General features: G+C 73.0%; 19 protein-coding genes. 9 read left to right on the top strand and 10 right to left on the bottom strand.

The window, feature by feature from the left end; all coding sequences use genetic code 11:
- Positions 1-25 precede the first annotated feature (25 nt).
- The 3 genes from ABT095_RS13440 to ABT095_RS13430 form a co-directional block, all read right to left on the bottom strand.
- Positions 26-1,072 (bottom strand): NAD(P)-dependent alcohol dehydrogenase, encoded by a 1,047-nt coding sequence (locus ABT095_RS13440; RefSeq protein WP_350529504.1) that lies wholly within the window; start codon positions 1,070-1,072, stop codon positions 26-28.
- Positions 1,073-1,275: 203 nt separating this feature from the next.
- On the bottom strand, positions 1,276-2,940 hold the full coding sequence (locus ABT095_RS13435) for a flavin monoamine oxidase family protein (protein ID WP_350529503.1): 1,665 nt from the start codon (positions 2,938-2,940) through the stop codon (positions 1,276-1,278).
- 79 nt (positions 2,941-3,019) lie between these two features.
- The gene (locus ABT095_RS13430) at positions 3,020-3,778 is read right to left on the bottom strand and encodes a TetR/AcrR family transcriptional regulator (protein ID WP_350529502.1); all 759 of its coding nucleotides are present in this window, start codon (positions 3,776-3,778) and stop codon (positions 3,020-3,022) included.
- Between the two features lie 107 nt (positions 3,779-3,885).
- Between ABT095_RS13430 and ABT095_RS13425 the strand changes: the two genes are divergently transcribed.
- Genes ABT095_RS13425 through ABT095_RS13400 form a run of 6 tightly spaced genes read left to right on the top strand, consistent with a single transcriptional unit; the run spans position 3,886 to position 10,822 of the window.
- Positions 3,886-5,571: an amidohydrolase gene (locus ABT095_RS13425; RefSeq protein WP_350529501.1), complete on the top strand. Its 1,686-nt coding sequence runs from the start codon at positions 3,886-3,888 to the stop codon at positions 5,569-5,571.
- A gap of 17 nt (positions 5,572-5,588) precedes the next feature.
- Positions 5,589-7,217: an ABC transporter substrate-binding protein gene (locus tag ABT095_RS13420; RefSeq protein WP_350529500.1), complete on the top strand. Its 1,629-nt coding sequence runs from the start codon at positions 5,589-5,591 to the stop codon at positions 7,215-7,217.
- A complete protein-coding gene (locus ABT095_RS13415) occupies positions 7,214-8,167 on the top strand; it encodes an ABC transporter permease (protein ID WP_350529499.1) in 954 nt (317 codons plus the stop codon). The genes ABT095_RS13420 and ABT095_RS13415 overlap by 4 nt, the downstream gene beginning before the upstream one ends.
- Positions 8,164-9,009: an ABC transporter permease gene (locus ABT095_RS13410; RefSeq protein WP_350529498.1), complete on the top strand. Its 846-nt coding sequence runs from the start codon at positions 8,164-8,166 to the stop codon at positions 9,007-9,009. The genes ABT095_RS13415 and ABT095_RS13410 overlap by 4 nt, the downstream gene beginning before the upstream one ends.
- On the top strand, positions 9,006-9,992 hold the full coding sequence (locus ABT095_RS13405; RefSeq protein WP_350529497.1) for an ABC transporter ATP-binding protein: 987 nt from the start codon (positions 9,006-9,008) through the stop codon (positions 9,990-9,992). The genes ABT095_RS13410 and ABT095_RS13405 overlap by 4 nt, the downstream gene beginning before the upstream one ends.
- Entirely contained in the window at positions 9,989-10,822 is an 834-nt protein-coding gene (locus tag ABT095_RS13400) for an ABC transporter ATP-binding protein (protein WP_350529496.1), read from the top strand. Before ABT095_RS13405 ends, ABT095_RS13400 begins: the two co-directional genes overlap by 4 nt.
- Here ABT095_RS13400 and ABT095_RS13395 read toward each other — a convergent pair.
- The 4 genes from ABT095_RS13395 to ABT095_RS13380 form a co-directional block, all read right to left on the bottom strand.
- Positions 10,803-11,060 carry a hypothetical protein gene (locus ABT095_RS13395; protein WP_350529495.1) on the bottom strand — a complete coding sequence of 86 codons (258 nt, stop codon included), beginning with the start codon at positions 11,058-11,060 and terminating at the stop codon, positions 10,803-10,805. The two genes, ABT095_RS13400 and ABT095_RS13395, sit on opposite strands and share 20 nt — an antisense overlap.
- 147 nt (positions 11,061-11,207) lie before the next feature.
- Positions 11,208-13,934, bottom strand: a complete 2,727-nt coding sequence (locus ABT095_RS13390; protein ID WP_350529494.1) for an Ig-like domain repeat protein — start codon at positions 13,932-13,934, stop codon at positions 11,208-11,210.
- A gap of 118 nt (positions 13,935-14,052) precedes the next feature.
- Positions 14,053-14,478, bottom strand: coding sequence for a carboxypeptidase-like regulatory domain-containing protein (locus ABT095_RS13385; protein ID WP_350529493.1), 426 nt, complete (start codon positions 14,476-14,478; stop codon positions 14,053-14,055).
- An 85-nt stretch (positions 14,479-14,563) separates the two neighbouring features.
- Positions 14,564-16,678 (bottom strand): alpha-galactosidase, encoded by a 2,115-nt coding sequence (locus tag ABT095_RS13380; RefSeq protein WP_350529492.1) that lies wholly within the window; start codon positions 16,676-16,678, stop codon positions 14,564-14,566.
- A gap of 166 nt (positions 16,679-16,844) precedes the next feature.
- Between ABT095_RS13380 and ABT095_RS13375 the strand changes: the two genes are divergently transcribed.
- From ABT095_RS13375 to ABT095_RS13365, 3 genes are read left to right on the top strand one after another with little or no spacing between them, the layout of a single operon-like run.
- Positions 16,845-17,336, top strand: a complete 492-nt coding sequence (locus ABT095_RS13375) for a MarR family winged helix-turn-helix transcriptional regulator (protein WP_350529491.1) — start codon at positions 16,845-16,847, stop codon at positions 17,334-17,336.
- Complete coding sequence (locus tag ABT095_RS13370; RefSeq protein ID WP_502884867.1) at positions 17,326-18,177, top strand: ATP-binding cassette domain-containing protein; 852 nt, start codon at positions 17,326-17,328, stop codon at positions 18,175-18,177. The genes ABT095_RS13375 and ABT095_RS13370 overlap by 11 nt, the downstream gene beginning before the upstream one ends.
- Positions 18,137-18,979, top strand: coding sequence for an ABC transporter permease (locus ABT095_RS13365; protein ID WP_350529490.1), 843 nt, complete (start codon positions 18,137-18,139; stop codon positions 18,977-18,979). The genes ABT095_RS13370 and ABT095_RS13365 overlap by 41 nt, the downstream gene beginning before the upstream one ends.
- 204 nt (positions 18,980-19,183) lie before the next feature.
- Here ABT095_RS13365 and ABT095_RS13360 read toward each other — a convergent pair whose 3' ends face one another.
- From ABT095_RS13360 to ABT095_RS13350, 3 genes are all read right to left on the bottom strand, one after another.
- The gene (locus tag ABT095_RS13360) at positions 19,184-20,125 is read right to left on the bottom strand and encodes an alpha/beta hydrolase fold domain-containing protein (RefSeq protein WP_350529489.1); all 942 of its coding nucleotides are present in this window, start codon (positions 20,123-20,125) and stop codon (positions 19,184-19,186) included.
- A gap of 79 nt (positions 20,126-20,204) precedes the next feature.
- The gene (locus ABT095_RS13355; RefSeq protein ID WP_350529488.1) at positions 20,205-21,383 is read right to left on the bottom strand and encodes a glycoside hydrolase family 1 protein; all 1,179 of its coding nucleotides are present in this window, start codon (positions 21,381-21,383) and stop codon (positions 20,205-20,207) included.
- Between the two features lie 27 nt (positions 21,384-21,410).
- The gene (locus tag ABT095_RS13350; RefSeq protein ID WP_350529487.1) at positions 21,411-22,655 is read right to left on the bottom strand and encodes an MFS transporter; all 1,245 of its coding nucleotides are present in this window, start codon (positions 22,653-22,655) and stop codon (positions 21,411-21,413) included.
- Positions 22,656-22,702 lie beyond the last annotated feature (47 nt).

The following is a 22,702-nucleotide window of genomic DNA, read 5'->3' as shown; positions in this document are numbered from 1 at the left end:
GGCGGCGGGTGCGCCGGGGGCGGCGTCAGATCGTGGCGGTGTCGATGACGAAGCGGAAGCGGACGTCGCTGGCCAGCACACGCTCGTAGGCCTCGTTGACCTGGTCCGCGCGGATGAGCTCGATCTCGGCCGCCACGCCGTGCTCGGCGCAGAAGTCCAGCATCTCCTGGGTCTCCGCCATGCCGCCGATGCCCGAGCTGCTCATGCTGCGGCGCAGGCCGCCCAGCGACTGGAGCCTGACGAGCACCGGCTCCTCCGGGAGGCCGACGTTGACCATGGCGCCGTCGGTGCGCAGCAGCGAGAAGTAGGCCGCGAAGTCGAGCGGTGCGGAGACGGTGTTGAGGATGAGGTCGAAGCTCCGCTTGAGCTGCTCGAAGGTCGCCGGGTCGGCGGTGGCGTGGTAGTGGTCGGCGCCCAGTCGCAGGCCGTCGTCCTTCTTGCGCAGCGACTGCGAGAGCACCGTCACCTCGGCGCCGAGCGCGTGCGCGAGCTGCACCCCCATGTGCCCGAGCCCGCCGAGGCCGACCACGGCGACCTTCTTGCCGGGGCCGGCCTGCCAGTGCCGCAGCGGGGAGTAGGTGGTGATGCCCGCGCAGAGGAGCGGCGCGGCCGCGTCCAGCGCGAGCGCGTCGGGCACCCGGACCACGAAATGCTGGTCCACCACGACCTGCTTCGAGTAGCCGCCGTAGGTGGGCTGCCCGTCCCGGCCGAGGGAGTTGTACGTCCAGACCGGGCCGCCGCCGGTGCAGTACTGCTCCAGGCCCGCCACGCAGTTCTCGCAGGTGCGGCAGGAGTCGACCATGCAGCCGACCCCGACCCGGTCGCCGACCGCGAACGCCGTCACACCCGGCCCCACCTCGGCCACCACCCCGGTGATCTCGTGCCCGGGCACCATCGGGAAGATCGCCGCACCCCACCCGGCCCGGGCCTGGTGGATGTCGGAGTGGCAGATCCCGACGAAGGCGATGTCGATCAGTACGTCCAGCTCGCCGACCGCGCGGCGCTCGACGGTGGTGCGCTCCAGCGGGGCGCCGGCGGCGGGCGCGGCGTAGGCGGCGACGGTGGTGCTCATGCGGATCCGTTTCCTTGGCGAGTGAGGTGCTGTCAGCAGTTCAGACAGTACTCCGCGAGGATCGGCGGTCCGTCACCTTGGCGACGAGCGTGGCGGCGGCCGGGCGCAGCCGGTCGGTGGCGGCGGACCGGGCGGCGGTGGGAGCCGCTCCGGCACCGAGGCCGGCGAACGGGCGGCGCCATCGGTGCCGGAGCGGCTGACGGTCAGACCTGCGCCGCGACCTCCGCCGCCGCCCGTTCGCCGCTGGCGACGGCCGAGTCGAGGGTGGCGTTGTCGACGTCGGTGTGTTCGCCCGCGAAGTGGACGCGGTTCTCCTGGACGGCTTCGTAGCCGGCGAAGGCGGTGTACTGGCCGGCCTGGTAGTAGTGGTAGGCGCCCAGGTGCCAGGGGTCGAGCGACCAGTGGTCCTCGTAGGCGAGGCCGGTGTACGCCGCCTTGGTACCGGGGTAGACCCGCTCGATCTGGTCGAGGAACCAGGCCACGTCGGCGGCCGGGGCCGGGCCGTGGGCGGTGCCGGTCAGGGTGGTGCGGGCGGTGTCGCCGCCGGGGAAGTTGACCAGCAGGGCCGGGCCGCCCTTGGGGCCGAGCTGGACGGAGCCGTCCCAGGCGGTCTGGTAGCCCGCCGGGGCGGTGTTGCTGACGCCGTTGTACTTGAGGGCGGGCCAGGTCTTGGTCTGCAGCTGGGTGACCAGTTTGGCGTTCTGCCCCATGCCCTGCTCCTTGATCGCGCGGAGCTTGAGCGGGGAGAGCCCGGCCCGGCTCAGGTCGACGGCGCGCAGGGTGCTGAACGGCAGGGCGAGCACGAGATGGTCGGCCCGGACGGAGACGGCGGGGGCGGCGCCGTCGGTGCGGTCGAAGGTGCAGGTGTAGCTGCCGTCGGTGTTCTGCACCACCGCGACCAGCTGGTGACCCTGCTGCACGGTGCCGGCCGGCAGGGCGGCGACCATCCGGCTGACCAGCTGGTCGTTGCCGCCGACCAGGTGGTACTTCTCGTCGAACCCGGCGGCGCCGTCGAAGGTCGAGGAGCCGCCCAGGAAGCCGATCATGCCCAGCGCCGAGGCCAGGCCCGGCTCGCCGCCGCTCTGCAACTGGACGGACCGGATGAGCTCGCCCAGCGCGGAGCCGGTGGGCAGGCCGATCTCGGCCAGGTAGTCGAGGCAGGAGAGCTGGTCGAGGCGGCGGGCCTCGGCGGTGGAGCCGTTCCAGCGCGGGGTGCCCATCGCGGCATAGGAGGCGGCGAAGGCGGAGTACGCCTCGGCGACCCAGTCGGCCTGCTGCTGCGGGCCGTCGTACCGGGCGCCGTCGAACCACCCGGCATAGGTACCGGAGTTGAGCTCGCCGCCGCCTGCGTACTCGGTCCTCAGGCCGAAGGCGTTGGCGAGGCCCAGCACGGCGGTGTCGGTGGAGCTGATGAACGAGCCGCCGTGCTCGCTCACCGTGCCGTCGCCGAAGAAGCCGCGCAGCGACCAGCAGCGGCCGCCGAGGTGGGTGGTGTCGGCCTCGTAGACGGTGGCGGCGAGCGGCCGGGGGCCGGTCCAGAGCCGGTGCGCGCAGCGCAGTCCGGCCAGGCCGGCGCCGACGATCACGATCCGGGGTGCGGTGGCGGGGTTGACGGCGGTGGGGTCGGGTGCGGCGGCGGCCGCGCGGGTGGGGGTGAGCGCCGCGGTGGCGGCCGCTCCGGCTCCTGCCGCGAGCAGCTGACGGCGCGTCAGGTGCTGTGCGGCCCGCTCGCCGGCTACTTCGGCGACGGGCATGCCGCGCCGTCGGGCCTCGCCCTCCAGGGCGAAGGCGAGGCCGAGCCCGGTCGGCAGGCCGGTCCGGGTGGTGGTGGGGGAGGTGGTACGCGGTCTGGCGGGTTCCTGGCCCATGGGGGAGCCCCTCTCCGGGAGATCGACCAGTGGGGGATCGATCGGTTGACCAGGAGTGAACGGCGCCGCAACGCCGTTGTCAACGGTGTTGCGCAGATTCGTCCCGAGCGGGCAGTACCGCCAGCTCCGCCGCGCGGCGCTCGATCGCCGTGATCAGCGCCTCGACCCGTACCCGGTAGACCCCGTCCTGGGTGACCTGGGCCAGCTCCCCGGCCACCGCCGTGATCTGCGGGAACGCCTCGGGGTCGACCGAGCGGTACTCGCGGGACCACGCGGCTTCGTCCGCCGCCCGGGCCTCGGGGGCGAAGAGCAGATAGGCCGCGCGCTGGCCGACCAGGGCGAGCAGCGAGTCGCCGACCATCCGGTAGTGCACCGCCGCCTCGGCGCCGGTCAGGCCGGCCTCGGCGACGGCGCCCAGGATCAGCTCGACCACCCGGAACTCGTTGGCCCGGCGGGTGGTGCGGCTGGCCATCGCCGAGGCGACGGCCGGGTACTTGAGCGCGACGGCCAGCGAGCCGTCGGCCAGGGCGCGGATCCGGTCCTGCCAGACCAGGCCCTCGGGGATGCTGTCGAGGACTTCGCCGAGCGTGCGGTCGGCGACCTCCAGGAGCAGCTCGTCCTTGTCGCGGAAGTGCCGGTAGACGGCGGTCGGGTCGGCGCCGAGCTCCTCGCCGAGCCGCCGCACGGTGAAGGCGTCGGCGCTGCCGCGGGCGGCGATCCGCAGGCTGGCTTCGATGATCATCTCGGGGCTGAGCTGGGTGCCCGAGCGGCGGTTGCGCGCCCGGGCCGGTGCGGCCGCGGTGGGCGGCGCGGGCGGGTTCGAGGCTGTATTCGACATGGTGCCGCCAGTGTAACGACGCAATTCCGGATCTGCGCAACACCGTTGACAACGGTGTTGCGCAGCGCTTCACTCCTCCTCACCACCACTCGGGGAGGAACCAGCCCATGGACCATGACGACCACTCACACCGCCCGGCGGACCTGCTCTTCCGGGGCGGACGCATCTTCACCGGCAAGAGTGGCAGCACCGGCAGCGGCGAAGAGCCCGTCGAGGCCGCCGTGGCCGTCCGCGCCGGACGCATCCTCGCCCTCGGCGACGAGCACGACCTACGGGAGCTGGTCGGCCCGCGGGCCGAGGTGATCGACCTCGACGGCGGCTTGCTCGCCCCCGGCTTCCAGGACGCCCACGTGCACCCCGTGGTCGCCGGGGTCCAGCTGCTGCGCTGCGATCTGTCCCAACAACGCAGCATCGACGGCTACCTGGCCACCGTGGCCCGTTACGCCGCCGGGCACCCGGACGCGGAGTGGATCTGCGGCGGCGGCTGGTCGATGGACGTCTTCCCCGACGGCATCCCCACCCGGGCCATGCTGGACGCGATCGTCCCGGACCGCCCGGTGCTGCTGACCAACCGCGACGGCCACGGCGCCTGGGTCAACTCCCGCGCCCTCGAGCTGGCCGGCGTCGACCGCCGCACCCCCGACCCGGCGGACGGCCGGATCGAGCGCGAGAGCGACGGCAACCCGATCGGCACCCTCCAGGAGGGCGCCATGGACCTGGTGGCCCGGCACGTCCCGGTGGCCACCCCCGCCGAGGCCCGGGCCGGGCTGATCGCCGCGCAGGAGTACCTGTTCTCGCTCGGCGTCACCGCCTGGCAGGACGCGATGATCGGCACCTTCCCCGGCAATCCGGACAACTTCCCGGTGTACGTCGAGGCCGCGCGCGAGGGCATCCTGAAGGCCCGGGTGGTCGGCGCCCTGTGGTGGGACCGGCGGCGCGGCACCGAGCAGATCCCCGACCTGGTGGAGCGGCGGCTGCACGGCCGGGTCGGCCGGTTCAACGCCACCACCATCAAGATCATGCAGGACGGCATCGCGGAGAACTTCACCGCGAGCATGCTGGAGCCCTACCTCGACGCCTGCGGCTGCGCCACCGCCAACGCGGGCCTGAGCTTCGTCGACCCGGCCGTCCTGCGCGCCGCCGTGCCGGAGCTGGACGCGCTCGGCTTCCAACTGCACTTCCACGCCCTCGGCGACCGGGCCGTCCGCGAGGTACTGGACGCCCTCGAGCTGGCCCGGGCAGCGAACGGCGGCAACGACAACCGCCACCACCTGGCCCACCTGCAAGTGGTCCACCCGGACGACCTCAAGCGCTTCGCCGAGCTCGGCGCCGCCGCCAACATCCAGGCCCTCTGGGCCGCCCACGAGCCGCAGATGGACGAGCTCACCATTCCCTTCCTAGGCCAGGAGCGCGCCGCCCTGCAGTACCCGTTCGGCGACCTGGCCCGGGCCGGGGCCCGGCTGGTCGCGGGCAGCGACTGGTCGGTGAGCAGCCCCAACCCGCTCTGGGGCATCCACGTCGCCGTCAACCGCCAGGTGCCGCACAGCACCGCGCACCCCCCGTTCTACCCCGAGCAGTCGCTCACCCTCGCCCAGGCCTTCACCGCCTACACGGCCGGCAGCGCCTGGATCAACCACCTCGACGCCGAGACCGGCACCGTCGAGCCCGGCAAGTGCGCCGACCTGGTCGTCCTCGACCGGGACCCGTTCGCCGGACCGCCCGAGGAGATCGGCGCCACCCACGTCCGGATGACCTTCGTGGACGGGCGCGCCGTCCACACCACCGCCAACTGACCGACCGGAGGCCCCCCTTGACCAGACCACGCAGAGCAGCCCTGGCCGCGCTCGCGGGCGTCTTCGCCCTGACGTCCTGCAGCGGCACCGCGAAGCCCGGCCCGTCCACCGACGCCGCCGCCTACCAGCTCACCGACCGCACCGCGCCCGGCGGCGAACTCGACTCCTTCACCTGGTCGCTGTTCGCCGAGCCGGTCTCGATCGACTACGCCCTCTCCTTCGACTACCCGCCCAACACCGTGCTCGCCAACGTCTGCGAGAGCCTGCTGCGCTGGAACCCCGACCTGACCACCTCGCCCGGCCTGGCCACCGCCTTCACCAACCCGACCCCCACCACCTGGGTCTACACCATCCGCGAGGGCGTGCACTTCCACGACGGCGCGCCGCTGACCGCCGAGGACGTGGTCGCCTCGCTCCGCCGCAACCTCGACCCGGCGGTCGGCAGCGACTGGGCCTACCCCTTCCGCAACGTGAAGTCGGTCGAGAAGACCGGCCCGATGCAGGTCACCGTCACGCTGAACACCCCCGACGCCACCTTCAACGAGTACCTGGCCGCGGCCCCCGGTACCGTCGAGTCCGCCGCCGCGCTGCAGGCGGCCGGCAAGGACTACGGAAACCCGTCCAAGGGCGTGGACTGCACCGGTCCGTTCTCCTTCGCCGGCTGGACGCCCGGGCAGTCGATCACGCTCAAGCGCTACGACGACTACTGGGACAAGTCGCTGCGGGCCAAGGCGAAGCAGGTGAAGTTCGTCTTCCTCCCCGATGCCACCGCGCGGGTCAACGCCTTCCAGAGCGGCGAGGTGGACGGCGGCTGGATGGTCCCGGCCGACTCGTACAAGCAACTGGGCGCGTCCGCCAAGGGCAGGCTCTACTACGGCCGCAGCACCACCGTGGCCGACGAGGTGGTCTCCAACCTGCAGGGCCCGCTGGGTGACGCCCGGGTGCGGCAGGCGCTGCTGATGGCGATCGACCGCAAGGGCATCGTCAAGGCCGGGGTGGGCGGGGTCGGCGAGGTGGCCGATGCGCTGGTCACCCGCAACAACTGGAACAACAGCCCCAAGGACACTGTCGATTCGCTGCTCGGCGGCCTCAAGCAGTACCCGTACGACCCGGCCAAGGCGAAGGAGCTGGCCGCGAGCGCCGGGGTGAACGGCCAGAAGGTGGTCATCGCCAGCAGCCCGCTCGACTCGCAGAGCACCATCATCACCCAGGCCGTCCAACAGGCCGCCACCGCCATCGGGTTGAAGCCCGAGATCGACAGCATCTCGCCCGACAAGTACACCGCGCTCTTCACCGACCCGGCCGCGCGCAAGGGCATCGACCTGTTCGAGACCTTCTGGTACACCTCGATCACCGACCCGCTGGACATGTACGGCTCGCTGCAGACCGGCGCGTTCAGCAACTACGGCAACTGGTCCGACCCGCAGTTCGACGCCGCCCTGAACGAAGCCGTCGGCGCCGCCGACCCGGCCGCCCGGGCCACCGCCACGGCCAAGGCCCAGCAGATCGCGATGGACCAACTGCCCTGGCTGCCGCTCTACACCGAGCCGGTCTCGGTCTTCCTCGGCAACCGCATCACCGGTCTGCAGCCCTCGATCGACTACCTGTACTACCCCTGGGCCGCCACGGTCGGGGCGAAGGGATGAGCCTCGCGCTCGCCCTCCTGCGACGGCTGGCCGGAACCGCCCTCACCCTGCTGGTCACCTCCTTCCTGGTCTTCTCCTCGCTCTACCTCGCGCCCGGTGACCCGGTCTCCTTCCTGGTCCGCGGCCGCAGCCCGAACCCGGCCGAACTCGCCGCGATCCGGCGGCAGTTCGGCTTCGACCAGCCCTTCCTGCTGCGCTACTGGCACTGGCTCGACGCGGCGGCGCACGGCGACTTCGGCCGCTCCTACCTGTTCCACGAGAACGTCGCCGCCGTGATCGGTGCCCGGCTGCCCGCCTCGCTGCTGCTCGTCACCGTCGCCACGGTGCTGATCGCCGTGGTCGGCATCGGCGCCGGCGGGCTCGGCGCACTGCGGCGCGGCAGCCGGACGGACGGCGCGGTGCTGCTGATGGTCACCGTGGGCGCGGCGATCCCGTCCTTCGCCGCCGCGATCCTGCTGCGCTCGGTGTTCGGGGTCAAGCTCGGCTGGTTCCCGACCATCGGCAACGGCAGCGGGCTCCTCGACCAACTGCACCACGTGCTGCTGCCCGCGGTCGCGCTCTCGGTGACCTTCATGGCGCTGGTCACCCGCGTCACCCGCAGCTCGATGATCGACCAACTCGGCCGCGAGCACGTCGAAGTGGCCCTCAGCCGGGGCGCCCCCCGGCTGGCCGTGCTGCGCCGGCACGTGCTGCGCAACGCGCTCGGCCCGATCGTCACCGTCTCCGGCCTGCTGGTCTCCGGGATGCTGGTCAGCACCGCGATCGTCGAGACCGCCTTCGGGATGTCCGGGATCGGCTCGCTGCTCGTCCAGTGCGTGGACCAGCTGGACTTCCAAGTCGTCCAGGCGCTGGTGCTGTTGGTGGTCGCGGCCTTCGTGCTGGTGAACACGGCCGTCGACCTGCTGTATCCGCTGATCGACCCACGGGTCGCGAGAAAGGAGACCCGATGAGCACCGTCGCGGTGCGGATCGGCCCGCTGCTGCGCCGGCTCGGCGGCGGGGAGCGGCTGTTCAAGGCCTGTCTCGGCGTGCTGGCGGCGCTGGTCCTGGTGGCGCTGCTCGCGCCCTGGCTGGCGCCGCAGGACCCGACGGTCGGCGACTTCGCCGACACCATGGCCGGGGTGAGCGCCCAGCACTGGCTCGGCACCGACCAGGGCGGGCACGACACCTTCTCCGCCCTGCTGCTCGGCGCCCGCACCAGCCTGCTCGGCCCCCTCGGCGTGGTGGTCTTCGCCGGCCTCGGCGGCATCGCCGTCGGCCTGTTCAGCGGCTGGCGCGGAGGCTGGGTGGACGCGGTGATCAGCCGCGTCCTGGACATCCTGTTCGCCTTCCCCTCACTGCTGCTCGCGATCCTCGCGGTCGCGCTGTTCGGCAAGGGCCTGGGCGCGCCGGTGCTGGCCATGGCCGTCGCCTACCTGCCGTACACGGCCCGGCTGGTGCGCGGCCTCACCGCGCAGGAGAAGACCCGCCCGTACGTCGCGGCGTACCTGGTGCAGGGCCACGCGGCGCCGTACGTCGCGGTGCGCGGCGTGCTGCCGAACATCGCGCCGACCGTGCTGGCGCAGTCCACCGTCAACTTCGGCTACGCGCTGCTCGACCTGGCCGCGCTCTCCTTCCTCGGGCTCGGCGTGCAACCGCCGACCCCGGACTGGGGCGCGATGATCAACCGGGCCCAGTCGGCCGTGCTGGCCGGGCAGCCGCTCTCGGCGGAGGTGCCGGTGGCGGCCGTCGTCCTGGCGGTGGTGGCGTTCAACGTGGTCGGCGAGCGGCTGGGCGAGAGGAGCGCGCGGTGAGCGGTGCACTGCTGGACATCGAGGAACTGAGGGTCGAACTCCCCGGCGCGGCGAGGCCCGTGCTCGACGGCGTGAGCCTGCGGGTGGCCGCGGGCGAGGTGGTCGGGCTGGTCGGCGAGTCCGGCTCGGGCAAGTCGGTGACGGCGCGGTCCGCGCTCGGGCTGCTCCCGCCGGGCGCCCGGCAGCGGGGCCGGGTGCTGGTCGACGGGCAGGACGTGCTCACGGCCGACCGGGCGGCGCTGCGCGGGCTCCGCTCCGGCGCGGTGTCGATGATCTTCCAGGACCCGCGGGCGGGCATCAACCCCGTCCGCCGGATCGGCGACTTCCTCACCGAACCCCTGCGGCTCACCCACCGGTGGCCGCGCCGCCGGGCCGAGGAGCGGGCCGCCGAGCTGCTGGCGGCCGTCGGGCTGCCGGACCTGCGACTCGACCGGTACCCACACGAGTTGTCCGGCGGCATGCTGCAACGCGTGATGATCGCCGGGGCGTTGGCGGGCGAGCCACGGCTGCTGCTGTGCGACGAGCCGACCACCGCGCTGGACGTCAGCACCCAGGCGGAGATCCTCGCCCTGCTCGGCGGGCTGCAGCGCGAACGCGGACTCGGCCTGCTGCTGATCACCCACGACATCGAACTCGCGGCGGCCGGCTGCGACCGGGTGTACGTGATGTACGCCGGCCGGATCGTCGAACACGCCCCCGCCGCCGAGCTGTTCGGCCACCCCCGGCACCCCTACACGATGGGCCTGCTCGGCTCGACCCCGCCGCTGCGCGGACCGCTGAAGCGGCTCGAGCCCGTGCCGGGCACGCCGATCGGCCTGGACCAGGCCGCTCCGGGCTGCGCGTTCGCTGCGCGGTGCGCCCACGCCCAGGCCGGGCGGTGCGAGACGGCGGTACCGGAGCTGCTGCCCCTGGCATCAGGGCGCGCGGTCGCGTGCGTCCGGGCCGTGGAACTCGCCGAGCCTGCCGAGGAGGTGCGGTCGTGACGGCGCTGCTCGAAGTGACCGGACTGCGCAAGACGTACGGCCCGACCGTGGCCGTCGACGGGGTCTCGTTCACGCTGCCGCCCGGCGGCGCGCTCGGGCTGGTCGGCGAGTCCGGCTCCGGCAAGACCACCACCGCGCGGATGCTGGTCGGCCTGGAACGGCCCGACGCCGGGTCGATCAGCGTGCTCGGCCGCCCGCTGGCACCCGCCGTCCGGGGCCGGGCCGCCCGGCTGGCCCGGGCCAAGGCGGTGCAGATGGTCTACCAGGACCCGTACCTCTCGCTGGACGCGAGGCTCACCGTCGGCGCCACCCTCGACGGCGTGCTGAAGCTGCACGGCCACCGCGACGCGGCGGCCCGGGCCGGGCGGGTGCGCGAGCTGCTGGCCCAGGTCGGCCTCGGCGAGCGGGAGGCCGCCTGCCGGCCGCGCCAGCTCTCCGGCGGTCAGCGCCAACGCGCGGCGATCGCCAGGGCGTTGGCGGTCGAACCGGCGGTGCTGGTGCTGGACGAAGCGGTCTCCGCGCTCGACGTCTCCGTCCAGGCGCAGGTGCTCAACCTGCTGACCGACATCCGCCGCGAGGCCGGCATCGGGCTGGTCTTCGTCAGCCACGACCTCGCCGTGGTGCGGTACGTCTGCGACGAGGCCCTGGTGCTCTGGCGCGGCCGACCGGTCGAGCACCGCCCGACGGCCGAGCTGCTCGCGGAGCCGGAGCACCCGTACACCCGCCTGCTGCTCGCCTCGGTGCCCCACCCTGGGTGGGATCCGGGGGAGATCGCCGCCCGTCGGCGGGAGCTGAGCGCGGCGGACCGGGTCAGTGGTGCCCGCCCATGAGCACCCACCCGACCACGGCGAGGACGGCGAGGACGGCCACGACGGCGAGGGAGAGGCAGCAGCCTTTCACCAGCGACGACGGCTTCCCGGTGGGCGGGGACGCGGAGGTCTCCTGCCCGTTCCACCACCGCTGGTTCGCCTCCTCCTGCGCGGCCCGGGCCCGTTGGGTGTCGGCGCTGCGGGCCGCGTCGTCCGCCGAAGGGTTCGTGCACGCGTGGCGGGAGAACATGCCTCCCATCCAGCGCTCCTGGCCGGGGCGCCCCCGGCACTTACGGGTGATGGGCAGGACGGGTGGTTGTCCGGGCACGTCGCCTCCCGTTCGAACGGACAGCGTGGAGCCCGGGTGTGCCCCACGGGGGTGGGGTACACCCGGGCTGTGGTCAGGTCAGAGCGTGGAGCACTGACCGGCGCGCGGGCCGTGCACCGTGTTGGGGTTGCCCCCGTTGGTGGGCGGCGGGGTGTTGGCGGAGCAGGAGAGGCCGCCGCCGATGGTGTTGTTCTCGATCTCGGCGCGGTCGTCCCCGGGGAACGGGCCGGTGCCGGTGGTGCCGTTCACCTGGACCGAGCCGGTGATGTGGTTGCCGATCACCTCGGTGCCGCTGTGGTTGTTCGACAGCAGGACCGAGCCGTTGACGGTGTTGCCGGCACAGCCGTCGTCTGCCGGGTCACCGACCAGCACGAAGCCGCTCGCCCCGGAGACGTTCACCGAGCCGCCGTTGACCGTGCTGCCGCACAGCGCGAACAGCGACCCGTTGGAGGAGAGCACGCTGCCCCGGACCGTCGAGTTGCTGATGAACAGTCCGCTGCCGGGGGCGCCGTGGACGGTGCCGTTGACCGTGGCGTTGATGAGGCAGGTGCTGCCGCTGCCGGCGAACACCGCGCCGTTCACCTGGCCGGTGATGGTCCGGGTGCAGGTCACCGTGTGGGTGATGCTCTCCAGGCCGCCCGCCAGGTAGTCGGTGTCACCGCTGTACTTCGCCGTGATGGTGTGGCTGCCGGGCAGCAGGTTGGCGAAGGTGATCTGGGCCTGGGCGCAGTGGGTGCCGCCGCCCGCCGCGAGGGTGCCGGTGCCGAGCAGCGTGGTGCCGTCGCGGAAGGTGACCGTGCCGGAGGGCGGCAGGGTCGGATCGGTGCTCGGCGCGGCCGGGCAGACGACGTCGGTGAAGGTCACCGGCTGGCCGAAGCCCGAGGGGCTGGGCGAGGGGGTCAGCGTGGTGGCGACGGCCGCCTGGTCGACGTGCTGCACCAGGGTGGCCGCGGTGCTGCCCTTGAAGTCGCCGTCCCCGCTGTAGACGGCCACCACGTTGTGGTCGCCCACGGTCAGCGAGGAGATGCTCGCCGAGGTGGCCTGCCCGGTCGTGGTGTCGACCGGGACCGCCGAGCCGAGCGCGTTGCCGTCGACCGTGAAGGAGACGGTGCCGCCGTCCGGCACCGGCTTGACGGTGGCGGTGAAGGTGACCGGCTGCCCGTAGACCGAGGAGTTGGCCGAGGAGCTCAGGGAGGTCTGGGTCTGCTGCGGGACGCTGAAGAACATCGCGTCCACCGCCGGGGTGCTGGTGGCGTTCGGGGTGGTGTTGCCCGGGAACACGCCGTAGAAGGTGGTGCCGACGGCCTTGAGCTGCTGGAAGTCGCCCAGCTCGCGCTCCTTCGAGGTGCCGTCGCTCTTCGGCGTGGCGAAGGACTGCAGCGTGGTGTCGCTGAAGGTCGCGCCGTGGTCGGTGCTGCGGGCCAGGTGCGCCGAGAAGGTCGGGAAGCCGGAGGTGTTGGTGCCGTCGGAGGTGGTGTACAGGACGCCGACCGTGCCGTCGCTCAGCACCGCGACCGAGGGCATCGCCGCGTTCGTCGAGGTGGAGACGTCGGAGACCGCCCCGACCGTCGGGTTGCCCGAGCCGTCGAAGGTGATCCGGCGGATCTTGATCTGGTTGTTGCCCGAGGCGTCCTGCCCGTAGACCACGTACACGTCGCCGTTGGAGGGGTCGACCGCGAGGTGGTCGACGCCGCCGAACAGGGCGTTGTTGCCGCCCCACTCGTAGGTCGGCGAGTTCTGGGTGTTGTTGACGAAGCCCTGGTCGCTGTTGACGGTGTCGACCACGACGCCGTCGCTGTTGCCGCCGAGGGTCCAGGTGCTGCCCGCGTCGGTCGAGCGGTTGAGCCGGTACGTCACGCTCCACGGGTCGGCCGTGCCGGAGGACTGCTGGTAGAGCGAGTACACCGTGCCGTTGCGCGGGTCACCCGCCACCCGCATGCCGCCGTTGGTGCCGGCCAGCGTCATGGTGCCGGCCTTGTTGTTCTTGGTGATGTTGACGGGGCTGGCGTTCTGGGTGGAGACACCGACCCGGGTGGTGGCGTTGCTGAAGTCCTGGAAGCCGACGTAGACGTTGTCCTTGGTCGAGTCGGCGGTGTCCCGGTTGACGATCAGCCAGGGCTGGTCGACGTTGGACGGGTTGGCCGTGGTCGAGACCTGGCTGCTGATGACCTGGGCGGGGTTGCCGTTCCAGCTCCAGGAGGACGCGTTGGTGGGGTCGGTGGTCGAGCCGGTGACGATCCGGGTCTTGGTGGACGTCACGTTGCCCATGCTGTCCGTCGTCTGCAGGTCGGTCAGGAAGGTGCCGTAGAGGCGGCCGTCCCGCCCGTAGTCGATGGTCTGGTCACAGGGGCAGCCGGCGGTGTCGTCCAGGCCGGGCGGCGCGGGGATGGTCGACTCCTCCGACCAGGTGATACCGCCGTCGGTGGAGTAGAGCAGGTCGGCGTTGCTGTTCCAGGGGAAGGTGAAGCGGGTGATCGCGATCTGCTTCGGGTTGGCCGGGTTGACCGCGATGGCCGGCTCCTGGCCGCCGCTGCTGCCGGCCGCGACGGTGGCGTCGAGGGTGAACACCCCGGCCGAGGAGAGCCTCGGCTGCGCCGTGCGCGGGCCGCCCGGGCTGACCGGGCGGTGCGGGCGGGTCTGGTAGCTGCTGACGTCCTGGTGGGCGGGTGCGGTCTCGGCGCTCGCCGGCTGGGGCAGCGCCGTCAGCGGGACGGCGGCGAGGCAGAGCGGGACGGCGGCGCCGAGCAGCCGTCTGATCGCCGAACGTGACGGGGGCTGGGCAGGGTTCGGCCCGGTGGGTGCCATGGCGGCTCCTGGTCGAGGGGCGGTTGTGCCGCCAGCCTGGCGAGCGGGCGAGCCCGCACGATGTCAGGCGCACGCCCCGGCCACTCGTTCGGTCACGCAGGACCACTCGGGTGGCCGATCAGCGGACCGGGGTCGAGCAGTCGCTCGGGACGGTCAGGGTCACGGAGGTGCTCCCGCCGGCGCGTACCTCGGCGTTCGCGCCGATGCCGAGGATGCTCTCGACCACCCGGTAGGAGCCCGGCAGGAGACTGAACGAGAACGAGCCGTCCGGGCCCGTTGCGGTGCTCGCCACGGCCCGGCCCCGCAGGTCGCGGGCCTCGACCGGGTCACCGGCGACCGGCGTGACCCCCGGCCCGCGGCAGAGCGTGCCGGGGCTGCCGCCGGGGTGCATGCCGCCACTGCGCGGATCCCGGCCCGCCGGGCGCAGCACCTGCCCGTGCAGCTCGCCGCGCGCCGCCGACCCGCCGCCGTGCGGCGAGGTGCAGCCGGCCAGCGATACGCCGGCCAGGGCGGCGCAGGCGAAGGCGCGCCAGGAGCGACCCATGCCTCCATCATCCTCCGGCCCGCCGTGGGGCGGGCAGCCCGCAGGGCCGGGGCGGCGGTGGCCGCCCCGGCCCTGCGGGGGCGGGTCAGGACAGGACGGTCCAGCTCTGGCCGGGGGCCGAGGAGTTGGCCGGGTCGGTCATGCCGTTGGAGCCGGCGGAGGTGCCGGAGACGTCCAGGGTCAGGCCGTTGCCCACGTTGGTGATGGTGAGGGCGCCGGAGGCGTTCTGGGTGACCTTCCACTTCTGCCAGGGGTTGTTGGCGCTCGGATTGAGCAGGTAGGCGGTGCCGACCCCGCCGCCGGCGGCGAGCACGGTGTGGCTCTGGGCGGAGGTGTAGCAGTTGGTGCTGATCGTCACGCTGCCGTCGCCGCCTGGTGCGAAGAGCCACTGCTGGGCGGCGTTGCCGCTCTGGTAGGCGCCGATGTCGGAGTTACCGCCGACGTTCGCGTAGCAGCCGCCCTGGATCTCCAGCGCCTGGCCGCCGGTGCCGCCCGCGCTGATCGCGTGGTACTTGCCGTCGCCGACGATGCTCGCGCCCTGCGTGCCGGAGCCGCCCGAGCCGCCCGAGGTGTTACCGGCGCCGATGATCCGGAGCAGGGTGGTGCCGTGGGCGGGGATCCAGGCGCCGCCGACGGTGCCGGAGACGGTGCCGGTGGAGCCGGTCCAGACGTCCCGGTAGCTGTAGGAGGAGCCGGTCAGGCCGAGCTGGGCGAAGGTCGCGCTGGGCATGGCCCAGTTGTTCGGGTCCTGGTTGACCAGGGCGACGGCGAGGTCACCGTTGGCCAGAGTGCGCTTGAGGATCACCGGCGCGGTCTGCGAGGCCGGGTAGTTCGGCATGGTGCCGACCAGGGTGGCGGGCTTGGCCAGCGAGTCCTGGTCGATGGCGATCACATCGGGGTTCTTCATGATGGCCAGTGCCGAGGAGGTGATCCCGGTGGACCAGGTGTAGCCGTTCGCGCTGTGCTGGGCGTCGGCGTTGGCGCGCAGGTCGGCGCCGGAGACCAGCGGGGCGGCCATCATCGAGAGGATGGACAGCTCGGTGCGCGACTCGTCGTCGGTGAAGGGCTTGTTGCCGGGGTAGTTGTCGGTGACACCCCAGACGCCGTTCACGTCCTGCCAGCCGGCGAACATCATGTCCAGGTCGTTCCAGCTGCCCGGGTGGACGTTGCCGGGGTACTTGAGCGCGGTCTGCAGCTGGCCGTTGTAGAGCACGCCGTCCAGCTGGCTGTTGCGGTCGCCGCCGATCCGGCACATGTTGGCGACCTGGCCGCACCAGACGCCGGTGGGGGAGTAGCCGGGGGCCTGGTGCGCCGGGGTGGGGCCAGCGGCGAGGATCGCCGGGTCCGTGCGGGCCGGGTCATTGGCGTTCAGCAGGTACGGGATGCCGGTGTGCGCGGGCTGGGCGGAGAGGCTGAGGGTGACCTTCGGCTTGCCCTGGGCGTTGGTGGCCGCGTCGAGGGCGCGCTGGAAGGTCTGGGTGCGGGCGTAGATGGACTGGGTGAGCTCCTTGCCCTGGCCCTGCGGGTAGTACGCGTAGCCGTCGGGCCCGTAGATGGTCGGGCCGTAGGGGCAGTCGTCGTACTTCACGAAGTCGACGCCCCAGTTGACGAAGTCGGTGGCGTCGACCGACTCGTGGCCCAGGCTGCCGGGGTGGCCCTGGCAGGTGGTGTACGTGTCGGTGGCGTACAGGCCGAACTTCATGCCCTTGCTGTGGGCGTACCAGGCCAGGTACTGGATGCCGTTGAGCGTCTGCCCGTTGACGGTCTGGTTCGGGAAGTTGCGCGGGTCGGGCACCAGGTGGCCGCTGGTGGTGTCGTTGCCGTTGCCGTCGGTGCCCGAGACCGGGTTGCCGTAGTTGTCGTACAGCTGCATCGCGCCGTCGGCGGTCTTGGCGAAGTCGGTGGTCTGGCCGTCGCGGTGGCGGTTCGACCAGCCGTCGTCGATGGTGACGGTGTTGTACCCGGCCTGCACCAGGCCGTTGGCGGACATGAAGTCGATGGTCTGCTTGACCTGCTGCTGGTTGACCTGGGTGCCCAGGCTGTTCCAGGAATTCCAACCCATCGGCGGGGTGAGGGCGTTGCCGTTGCCCAGGGCGGCGGCGGGGGTGGCCGCGCCGAGGGTGAGGGCGCCCAGACCCGAGGCGGCGAGCGCCAGGGTGGCCATCGCGCCGGTGAGGCGGCGGTGGAGAGAGGTGCGCATGAGGGCTCCAACGTGGGGGTACCGCCGTCCCGGCGGCGGTGCCATACGATATTGCACACAACAGGAGCGAACAAGAGTCAACACAATCGACCGTCCGGGCGGCTTTCGGGCGTCTTGCGGTGCGGAGTCCGGTCAATTAGCTCCCAATTAGAGCTAATATGGCGATGTGACTTCAATCGGCGTGCCCGGGGAGGCACTTGGCGGAGAACTGGCCGGGCTGCTGGTCGGCATCCAGCGGCTGGTCCGGCGCAGGCTGCGCGAGGGGCTGACCGAGCCCCGGCTGCGCGGGGCGCAGGTCGAGCTGCTGCGGCTGGTGATCGACGCACCGGGGCTGCGGGTCTCGGCGGCGGCGCGCGAGCTGTGCCTGGCCGACAACTCGGTCTCCACCCTGGCCAACCAGTTGATCGTGCTCGGCCTGTTGCGGCGCGAGACCGACCCGGCGGACCGGCGGGCGGCACTGCTGTACGCCACCCACGAAGCGGTGGTGCGGTTGGACGACTGGCAGGTCCGGCGGACGGCCCTGGTCTGCGACGTGGTGGCGGAACTGCCCGCCGGGCAGCGGGCCGCGCTGGCCGCCGCACTGCCGGCGCTGCTCGCCGTGGCGGACGGCCTGCGGGGCCGGGGCCCGGATCAGGAGGGCGGGCGAAGTGACCGATAACGCGGTGGAGTGCAGTGGCCTCGAGTACACCTTCCACCGGGGCCGCCGCAAGGACGCGGGCACCCGGGCGGTGGACGGGGTGGACCTGGCGGTGCGCACGGGCGAGGTGTTCGGCCTGCTCGGCCCGAACGGCGCGGGCAAGACCACCACCATCCGCGCCATCACCACCCTGCTGCCGACGCCGGCGGGCATGGTCCGGGTGTTCGGCCACGACACCGCGCGCGAGCGCACCGAGGTGCGCCGCCTGCTCGGGTACGTGCCCCAACAGCTTTCCGCCGACGGGGGGTTGACGGGCCGCGAGAACGTCGAGCTGTTCGCCCGGGTCTTCGACGTACCCCGCGCGGAGCGGGCCGCCCGGGTCGCCCAGGCGCTGGCGGCGGTGGACCTGACCGAGGCGGCCGACCGGATGGCCGGGACGTACTCCGGCGGCATGGTCCGGCGCCTCGAGCTGGCCCAGGCGCTGGTCAGCGCGCCCCGGCTGCTGGTCCTGGACGAGCCGACGGTGGGCCTCGACCCGATCGCCCGCGCGGGCGTGTGGGAGCGGGTGGACGCGGTGCGCCGGGCGACCGGGATGACCGTCCTGGTCACCACCCACTACATGGACGAAGCCGACCGGCACTGCGACCGGATCGCCCTGATGGACCGCGGCCGGATCCGCGCCCTCGGCACCCCCGAGGAGCTCAAGTCCCGGGTCAGGGAGCAGGATCCGGCCGCGGGTGACCCCAGTCTGGACGACGTGTTCCGGCATTTCTCGGGCCGCGGGCTCACCCGCGGCGAGGCCACGGAAGGAGACATCGGCGATGTCCGGCGCACCCGTCGCACCGCAGGCCGAGTCGGTTGAGCTCGGACTGCTCCTGGTCCCGCCGAGGGCGCGTACCGGCTGGCGGGTGGTGCCGGCCCGGGTGGTGGCGATGTGCACCGTGGAGCTGCAGAAGCTGCGCCACGACCGCACCGAGCTGTACACCCGCGCCGTCCAGCCCGCCCTCTGGCTGCTGATCTTCGGCGAGACGTTCACCCGGCTGAGGGCCGTCCCGACCGGTGGCATCCCCTACCTCGACTACCTGGCGCCGGGGATCATCGCGCAGTCGGCGATGTTCATCGCGATCTTCTACGGCATCATGATCATCTGGGAGCGGGACTCCGGGGTGCTCACCAAACTCCTGGTCACCCCGACCCCTCGCGCGGCCCTGGTCACCGGCAAGGCCTTCGCGGCCGGGGTGAAGGCCGTCATCCAGGCGGCGGTGGTGGTCGTGCTGGCGGCGGTGCTCGGCGTCGGCATGACCTGGAACCCGCTGCGGCTGCTCGGCGTGGCGGCCGCCGTGGTGCTCGGCTCGGCCTTCTTCTCCTGCCTGTCGATGGCGATCGCCGGGGTGGTGCTCACCCGGGACCGGCTCATGGGCATCGGCCAGGCCATCACCATGCCGCTGTTCTTCGGCTCCAACGCCCTCTACCCGGTGGAACTGATGCCCGGCTGGCTCCAGGCCGTCAGCCGCGCCAACCCGCTCAGCTACCAGGTCGACGCGCTGCGCGGCCTCCTGATCGGCACCCCGGCCCACCTCCCGCTGGACTTCGCCGTCCTGGCCCTGGCCACCGCCGCGGGGATCACGGTCGCTTCGGGTCTGCTGGGCCGCCTCGCCCGGTAGACTCCGCCTGCCCTGTACCGATCCCGTGGACCGCACAGGGGCGGGGCTGAGTGTTCCAGGGGGAGAACTTGAGCCCGTACCAGAGGCGTTGGCGTGCTCGGCGGCCGAGAGCGCCGCACCGCCCGGCCGTCTTGTTCGCTGTACTGCTCGCCGTCCGCTCTGCCTCAACCTCGACCGCAAGGGCTGAAGGCTCCTGGCCCGGCCTCAGCCCCGGGGGCCGGTCAGGTGGTGGGCGAGGAAGCCGACGCTGCGCGCGACCAGGCCCTTGACGTCCACGGCGTCGACGAAGATGTGGTCGGCGCCCGGGACGGGGATCAGCTCGACGCTGCTGTGCGGGGCGAGGCGGTCGGCGAGGAGCGTGCTCTGGGAGTAGGGGACGATCTGGTCCGCCGTGCCGTGGATGATCAGGAGGGGCGGTGCGGGCTCGTCGGCGTAGGTCACCGGGCTGGCGGTGCGCAGGAGTCCGGGCTGGGTGTCGGGCCCGCCGCCGACCAGGGTGAGGGCCGGATTGCCGAGGGGCGACTCGGTCAGGGCGGCGGGGAAGGCCGCAGCGCCGGAGACGAGCTCGGTGGGGCCGTACCAGTCGACGACGGCGGTGATGTCACCGCTGGAGGGCCCGGTGACGCCCTGGTCGCCTTCGAGGTCCGTGCCGCCCGGACCGGTGGCGGGTGCGAGTGCGGCGAGCAGGGCGAGATGAGCCCCGGCGGACTCCCCCCAGAGGGCGAGGCGAGCGGGGTCGAGGCCGAGCTCGGCGGCGAAGTGGCGCAGGTAGCGGATCGCCGCGCGGACGTCGTGGAGCTGGGCCGGGAAGGCGGCCTCGAGGCTGTGCCGGTAGTCGATGGTGGCGACGGCGAGACCGGCGCTCAGCACCGAACCGAACAGGAGCTCGGGCGAGACGGTGGGCGGCGGGTACCGGCGGTCGCCGTCGGCCCAGCCGCCGCCGTGGATCCAGACCACGACGGGCACGGCCTGGTCGGTCGCCGGCCGGTGGAGGTCGAGGAGGCGGGGGCGGTAGCCGGGCGTGCTGGCGTAGGTGATGCCGTCGTGGTGCGTGGTCCCGTCGGGGGCCGTCACCGGCTCGGTCGGGGGCAGGAGGACGGGCGGCAGGAGGGGGGCCTGCGGTGAGACGGACGGCTGCTGGGACACGGGGTCTCCTCTCCGGACGGATCGATCATCGGGCGGGGCCGGGGACGGCCTCGGCAGGTGGGGCGGCGTGTCGGCCGGGCTACAGCGGGAGGACGCGGTTGCGGGCGATCCGGCCGAGCCAGTGGGCGGACGGTTTGGGGGCGCGCAGGAAGGTCCGCGGGTCGACGGCGATCAGGCCGAAGGTCGGCCGGAAGGAGCCCCACTCGTAGTTGTCGAGCGCGCTCCAGTGGAAGTACCCCCGGACGTCGATGCCGTCCGCGAGGGCCCGGGCGAGCTCCTCGAGGGCGCCGCGGGTGTAGCTGACCCGGCGGCCGTCGTCGTGGGTGGCGATGCCGTTCTCGGTGACGATCACGGGCACGTCGCCGACCACCGAGGCGGTGTGACGGATCGCCTCGCCGAGCGCGGCCGGGTAGAACTCCCAGCCGGTGAGGGTGAGTTCGGCGCCCTTCGGGACGGGGAGCGGGCCGTGGCGGCCGATCCTGGTCCGGGTGTAGGCCTGCACGCCGATCCAGTCGTCCGCGCGGGCCGCCTCCAGGAAGACGTCCTCGCGGGGGCGCCGGTAGGCGGCCGCGACCTCCTCGGCGCCGGGCACGGCCTGGTACACCTGGTTGGCCACGGACCAGCCGGTGCGCAGGGCCGGTGCGGCCGCCTTGACCGCGGCGGTGGCGGCCCGGTGGGCCGCGATCAGCGTGGCGGTCAACTCCGGGTCGGGCAGCGGGAGTCCGGGAGCGGGGGCGGCGTCGGCGGTGAGGGTGGCGAGCAGGTTGGGCTCGTTGATGGTGCACACGTGCCGGACGCCCTCGCGCAGGACGGGCTCCACGGCTTCGGCGTAGCGGGCGAACAGGCCGACGGCGTCGGGGGCCGTCCAGCCGCCGCGTTCGGCGAACCAGCGCGGCAGGGTGAAGTGGTGCAGGGTGACCATGGGGCGCAGCCCGCGCTCGAGGGCGCCGTCGACCATGCGGCGGTAGTGGTCGGTCGCGGCGCGCGAGAAGCGGCCGGGCTCGGGCTCGATCCGGGCCCACTCGATGCTGAACCGGTAGTCGGTGAAGCCGAGTTCGGCGAGCAGGTCCATGTCGACGGGCCAGCGGTGGTAGCTGTCGGCGGCGTCGCCGCTGGGCTCGGCCAGCGGGGTGCCGGTGCGGTGCTCCAGCTGCCACCAGTCGCTGTTGGTGTTGCCGCCCTCGGTCTGGTGGGCGGAGGTGGAGGCTCCGAACAGGAATCCGTCCGGGAGCGGGGTGCCTTCGGCGCAGGCGAGCATGGCGGGGCCTTCCAGGGGTGGTACGGGTCAGCGGACGCGGCGGATGGGGAGGATGCAGGCCGCTCCGGCGACCGCGGCGGTGGCGGCGAGCAGGAACAGGGCGTGGAAGCCGAGCGCCGGTACGGCGGCCAGGGCGATGGCCGGCCCGGCGATCTGGGGTGCGGTGTTGGCGATGTTGAGGATGCCGAGGTCCTTGGCGCGGTGCTCCTGGTCGGGCAGGACCTCCGCCATCAGCGCCTGGTCGACGGCGAGGTAGGCGCCGTAGCCGAGGCCGCCGAAGGCCATCACCGCGTAGAACGCGCCCAGGGAGGGGGTCACGGCGAGCGGCAGTACGGCCAGGCCCATGAGCAGCGCGGCGGCCGTCACGAACACCTTGCGCCGGCGCCACCGGTCGGACAGCGGCCCGGCGACCGCGACGGCCGTGCCGGAGCAGACGGCGAGGACCACGCCGCTGGTGGCCAGGGCCCCGGCGGTGGCGGCGGGGGAGAGCCGGAGGTAGTCGGTGAGGGTGTAGAGCTGGTACAGCAGGACGATCGACAGGCTCAGCACGGCGAGGAACCGGCCGGCCAGCGCCCAGGCGAAGTCGGCGTCGCGCGGCGGCCGCAGGGCGCGCAGCAGCAGGGCGGGGGAGAACGGCTCGCGCGGCTCGCCACGCCCGGAGCGGTCCGGGGCGAGGAGGAAGAAGGCGACGGCACCGGCGGCGATCAGCCAGGGCACCCAGCGCAGCCCCGCCTCGGGAACGGCCAGGAACCACCCGGCGACCACGCCGCCCAGGCTCTGCGCGAGGAGCTGGCCGACACCGACGTAACTGGAGGCCTGGCCGAGCTCGGCGGGGTCCACCCGGTCCGGCAGGACGGCGAGCAGCGGGCCGAGGAGGGCGTTCAGGGCGATCTGGAAGACCAGCCAGAGGGCTGCCAGCGCGGTGAAACCGTGCACGAGCGAAGTCGCGCTCAGCGCGGCCGAGGCGGTCAGGCCACCGGCGAGGATCCACGGGTTGCGGCGCCCGAAGCGGGAGCGGGTGCGGTCGGAGAGCACGCCGAAGGCGAGGTTGGCCAGGGCCGCGGCCACCGCTCCGACGGTGCACAGGGTGGCGTAGTGCGCCAGCTTCGCCGCGGGGTCGGTGCGGGCGAGGAGGGCCTGGATCAGGGTCGCTCCGGCGGCGGTGGGCAGCAGCCAGCCGAAGTGTGCCAGGAGCAGCAGGATGCCGAGCCGGCCGAGGCGGGCGGGCCGCGGGGGCGCGGCGACCTCGGGTGAGAGGGAGAGTACGGGCATCGCCAGGCTCCTTCACTGCGCTGCCGATGGGGACCGGCGGCTGTGGG

Source organism: Kitasatospora sp. NPDC002227 (genome assembly GCF_040296285.1).
GTDB lineage: Bacteria > Actinomycetota > Actinomycetes > Streptomycetales > Streptomycetaceae > Kitasatospora.
This window is presented reverse-complemented; position numbering and strand designations above follow the sequence as displayed.

Coding starts and splice junctions, on each gene's coding strand:
- ABT095_RS13355 (WP_350529488.1), bottom strand. CDS start 21,383: ATGCTCGCCTGCGCCGAAGGCACCCCGCTCCCGGACGGATTCCTGTTC.
- ABT095_RS13390 (WP_350529494.1), bottom strand. CDS start 13,934: ATGGCACCCACCGGGCCGAACCCTGCCCAGCCCCCGTCACGTTCGGCG.
- ABT095_RS13435 (WP_350529503.1), bottom strand. CDS start 2,940: ATGGGCCAGGAACCCGCCAGACCGCGTACCACCTCCCCCACCACCACC.
- ABT095_RS13440 (WP_350529504.1), bottom strand. CDS start 1,072: ATGAGCACCACCGTCGCCGCCTACGCCGCGCCCGCCGCCGGCGCCCCG.
- ABT095_RS13415 (WP_350529499.1), top strand. CDS start 7,214: ATGAGCCTCGCGCTCGCCCTCCTGCGACGGCTGGCCGGAACCGCCCTC.
- ABT095_RS13425 (WP_350529501.1), top strand. CDS start 3,886: ATGGACCATGACGACCACTCACACCGCCCGGCGGACCTGCTCTTCCGG.
- ABT095_RS13385 (WP_350529493.1), bottom strand. CDS start 14,478: ATGGGTCGCTCCTGGCGCGCCTTCGCCTGCGCCGCCCTGGCCGGCGTA.
- ABT095_RS13430 (WP_350529502.1), bottom strand. CDS start 3,778: ATGTCGAATACAGCCTCGAACCCGCCCGCGCCGCCCACCGCGGCCGCA.
- ABT095_RS13395 (WP_350529495.1), bottom strand. CDS start 11,060: ATGGGAGGCATGTTCTCCCGCCACGCGTGCACGAACCCTTCGGCGGAC.
- ABT095_RS13380 (WP_350529492.1), bottom strand. CDS start 16,678: ATGCGCACCTCTCTCCACCGCCGCCTCACCGGCGCGATGGCCACCCTG.
- ABT095_RS13410 (WP_350529498.1), top strand. CDS start 8,164: ATGAGCACCGTCGCGGTGCGGATCGGCCCGCTGCTGCGCCGGCTCGGC.
- ABT095_RS13350 (WP_350529487.1), bottom strand. CDS start 22,655: ATGCCCGTACTCTCCCTCTCACCCGAGGTCGCCGCGCCCCCGCGGCCC.
- ABT095_RS13365 (WP_350529490.1), top strand. CDS start 18,137: ATGTCCGGCGCACCCGTCGCACCGCAGGCCGAGTCGGTTGAGCTCGGA.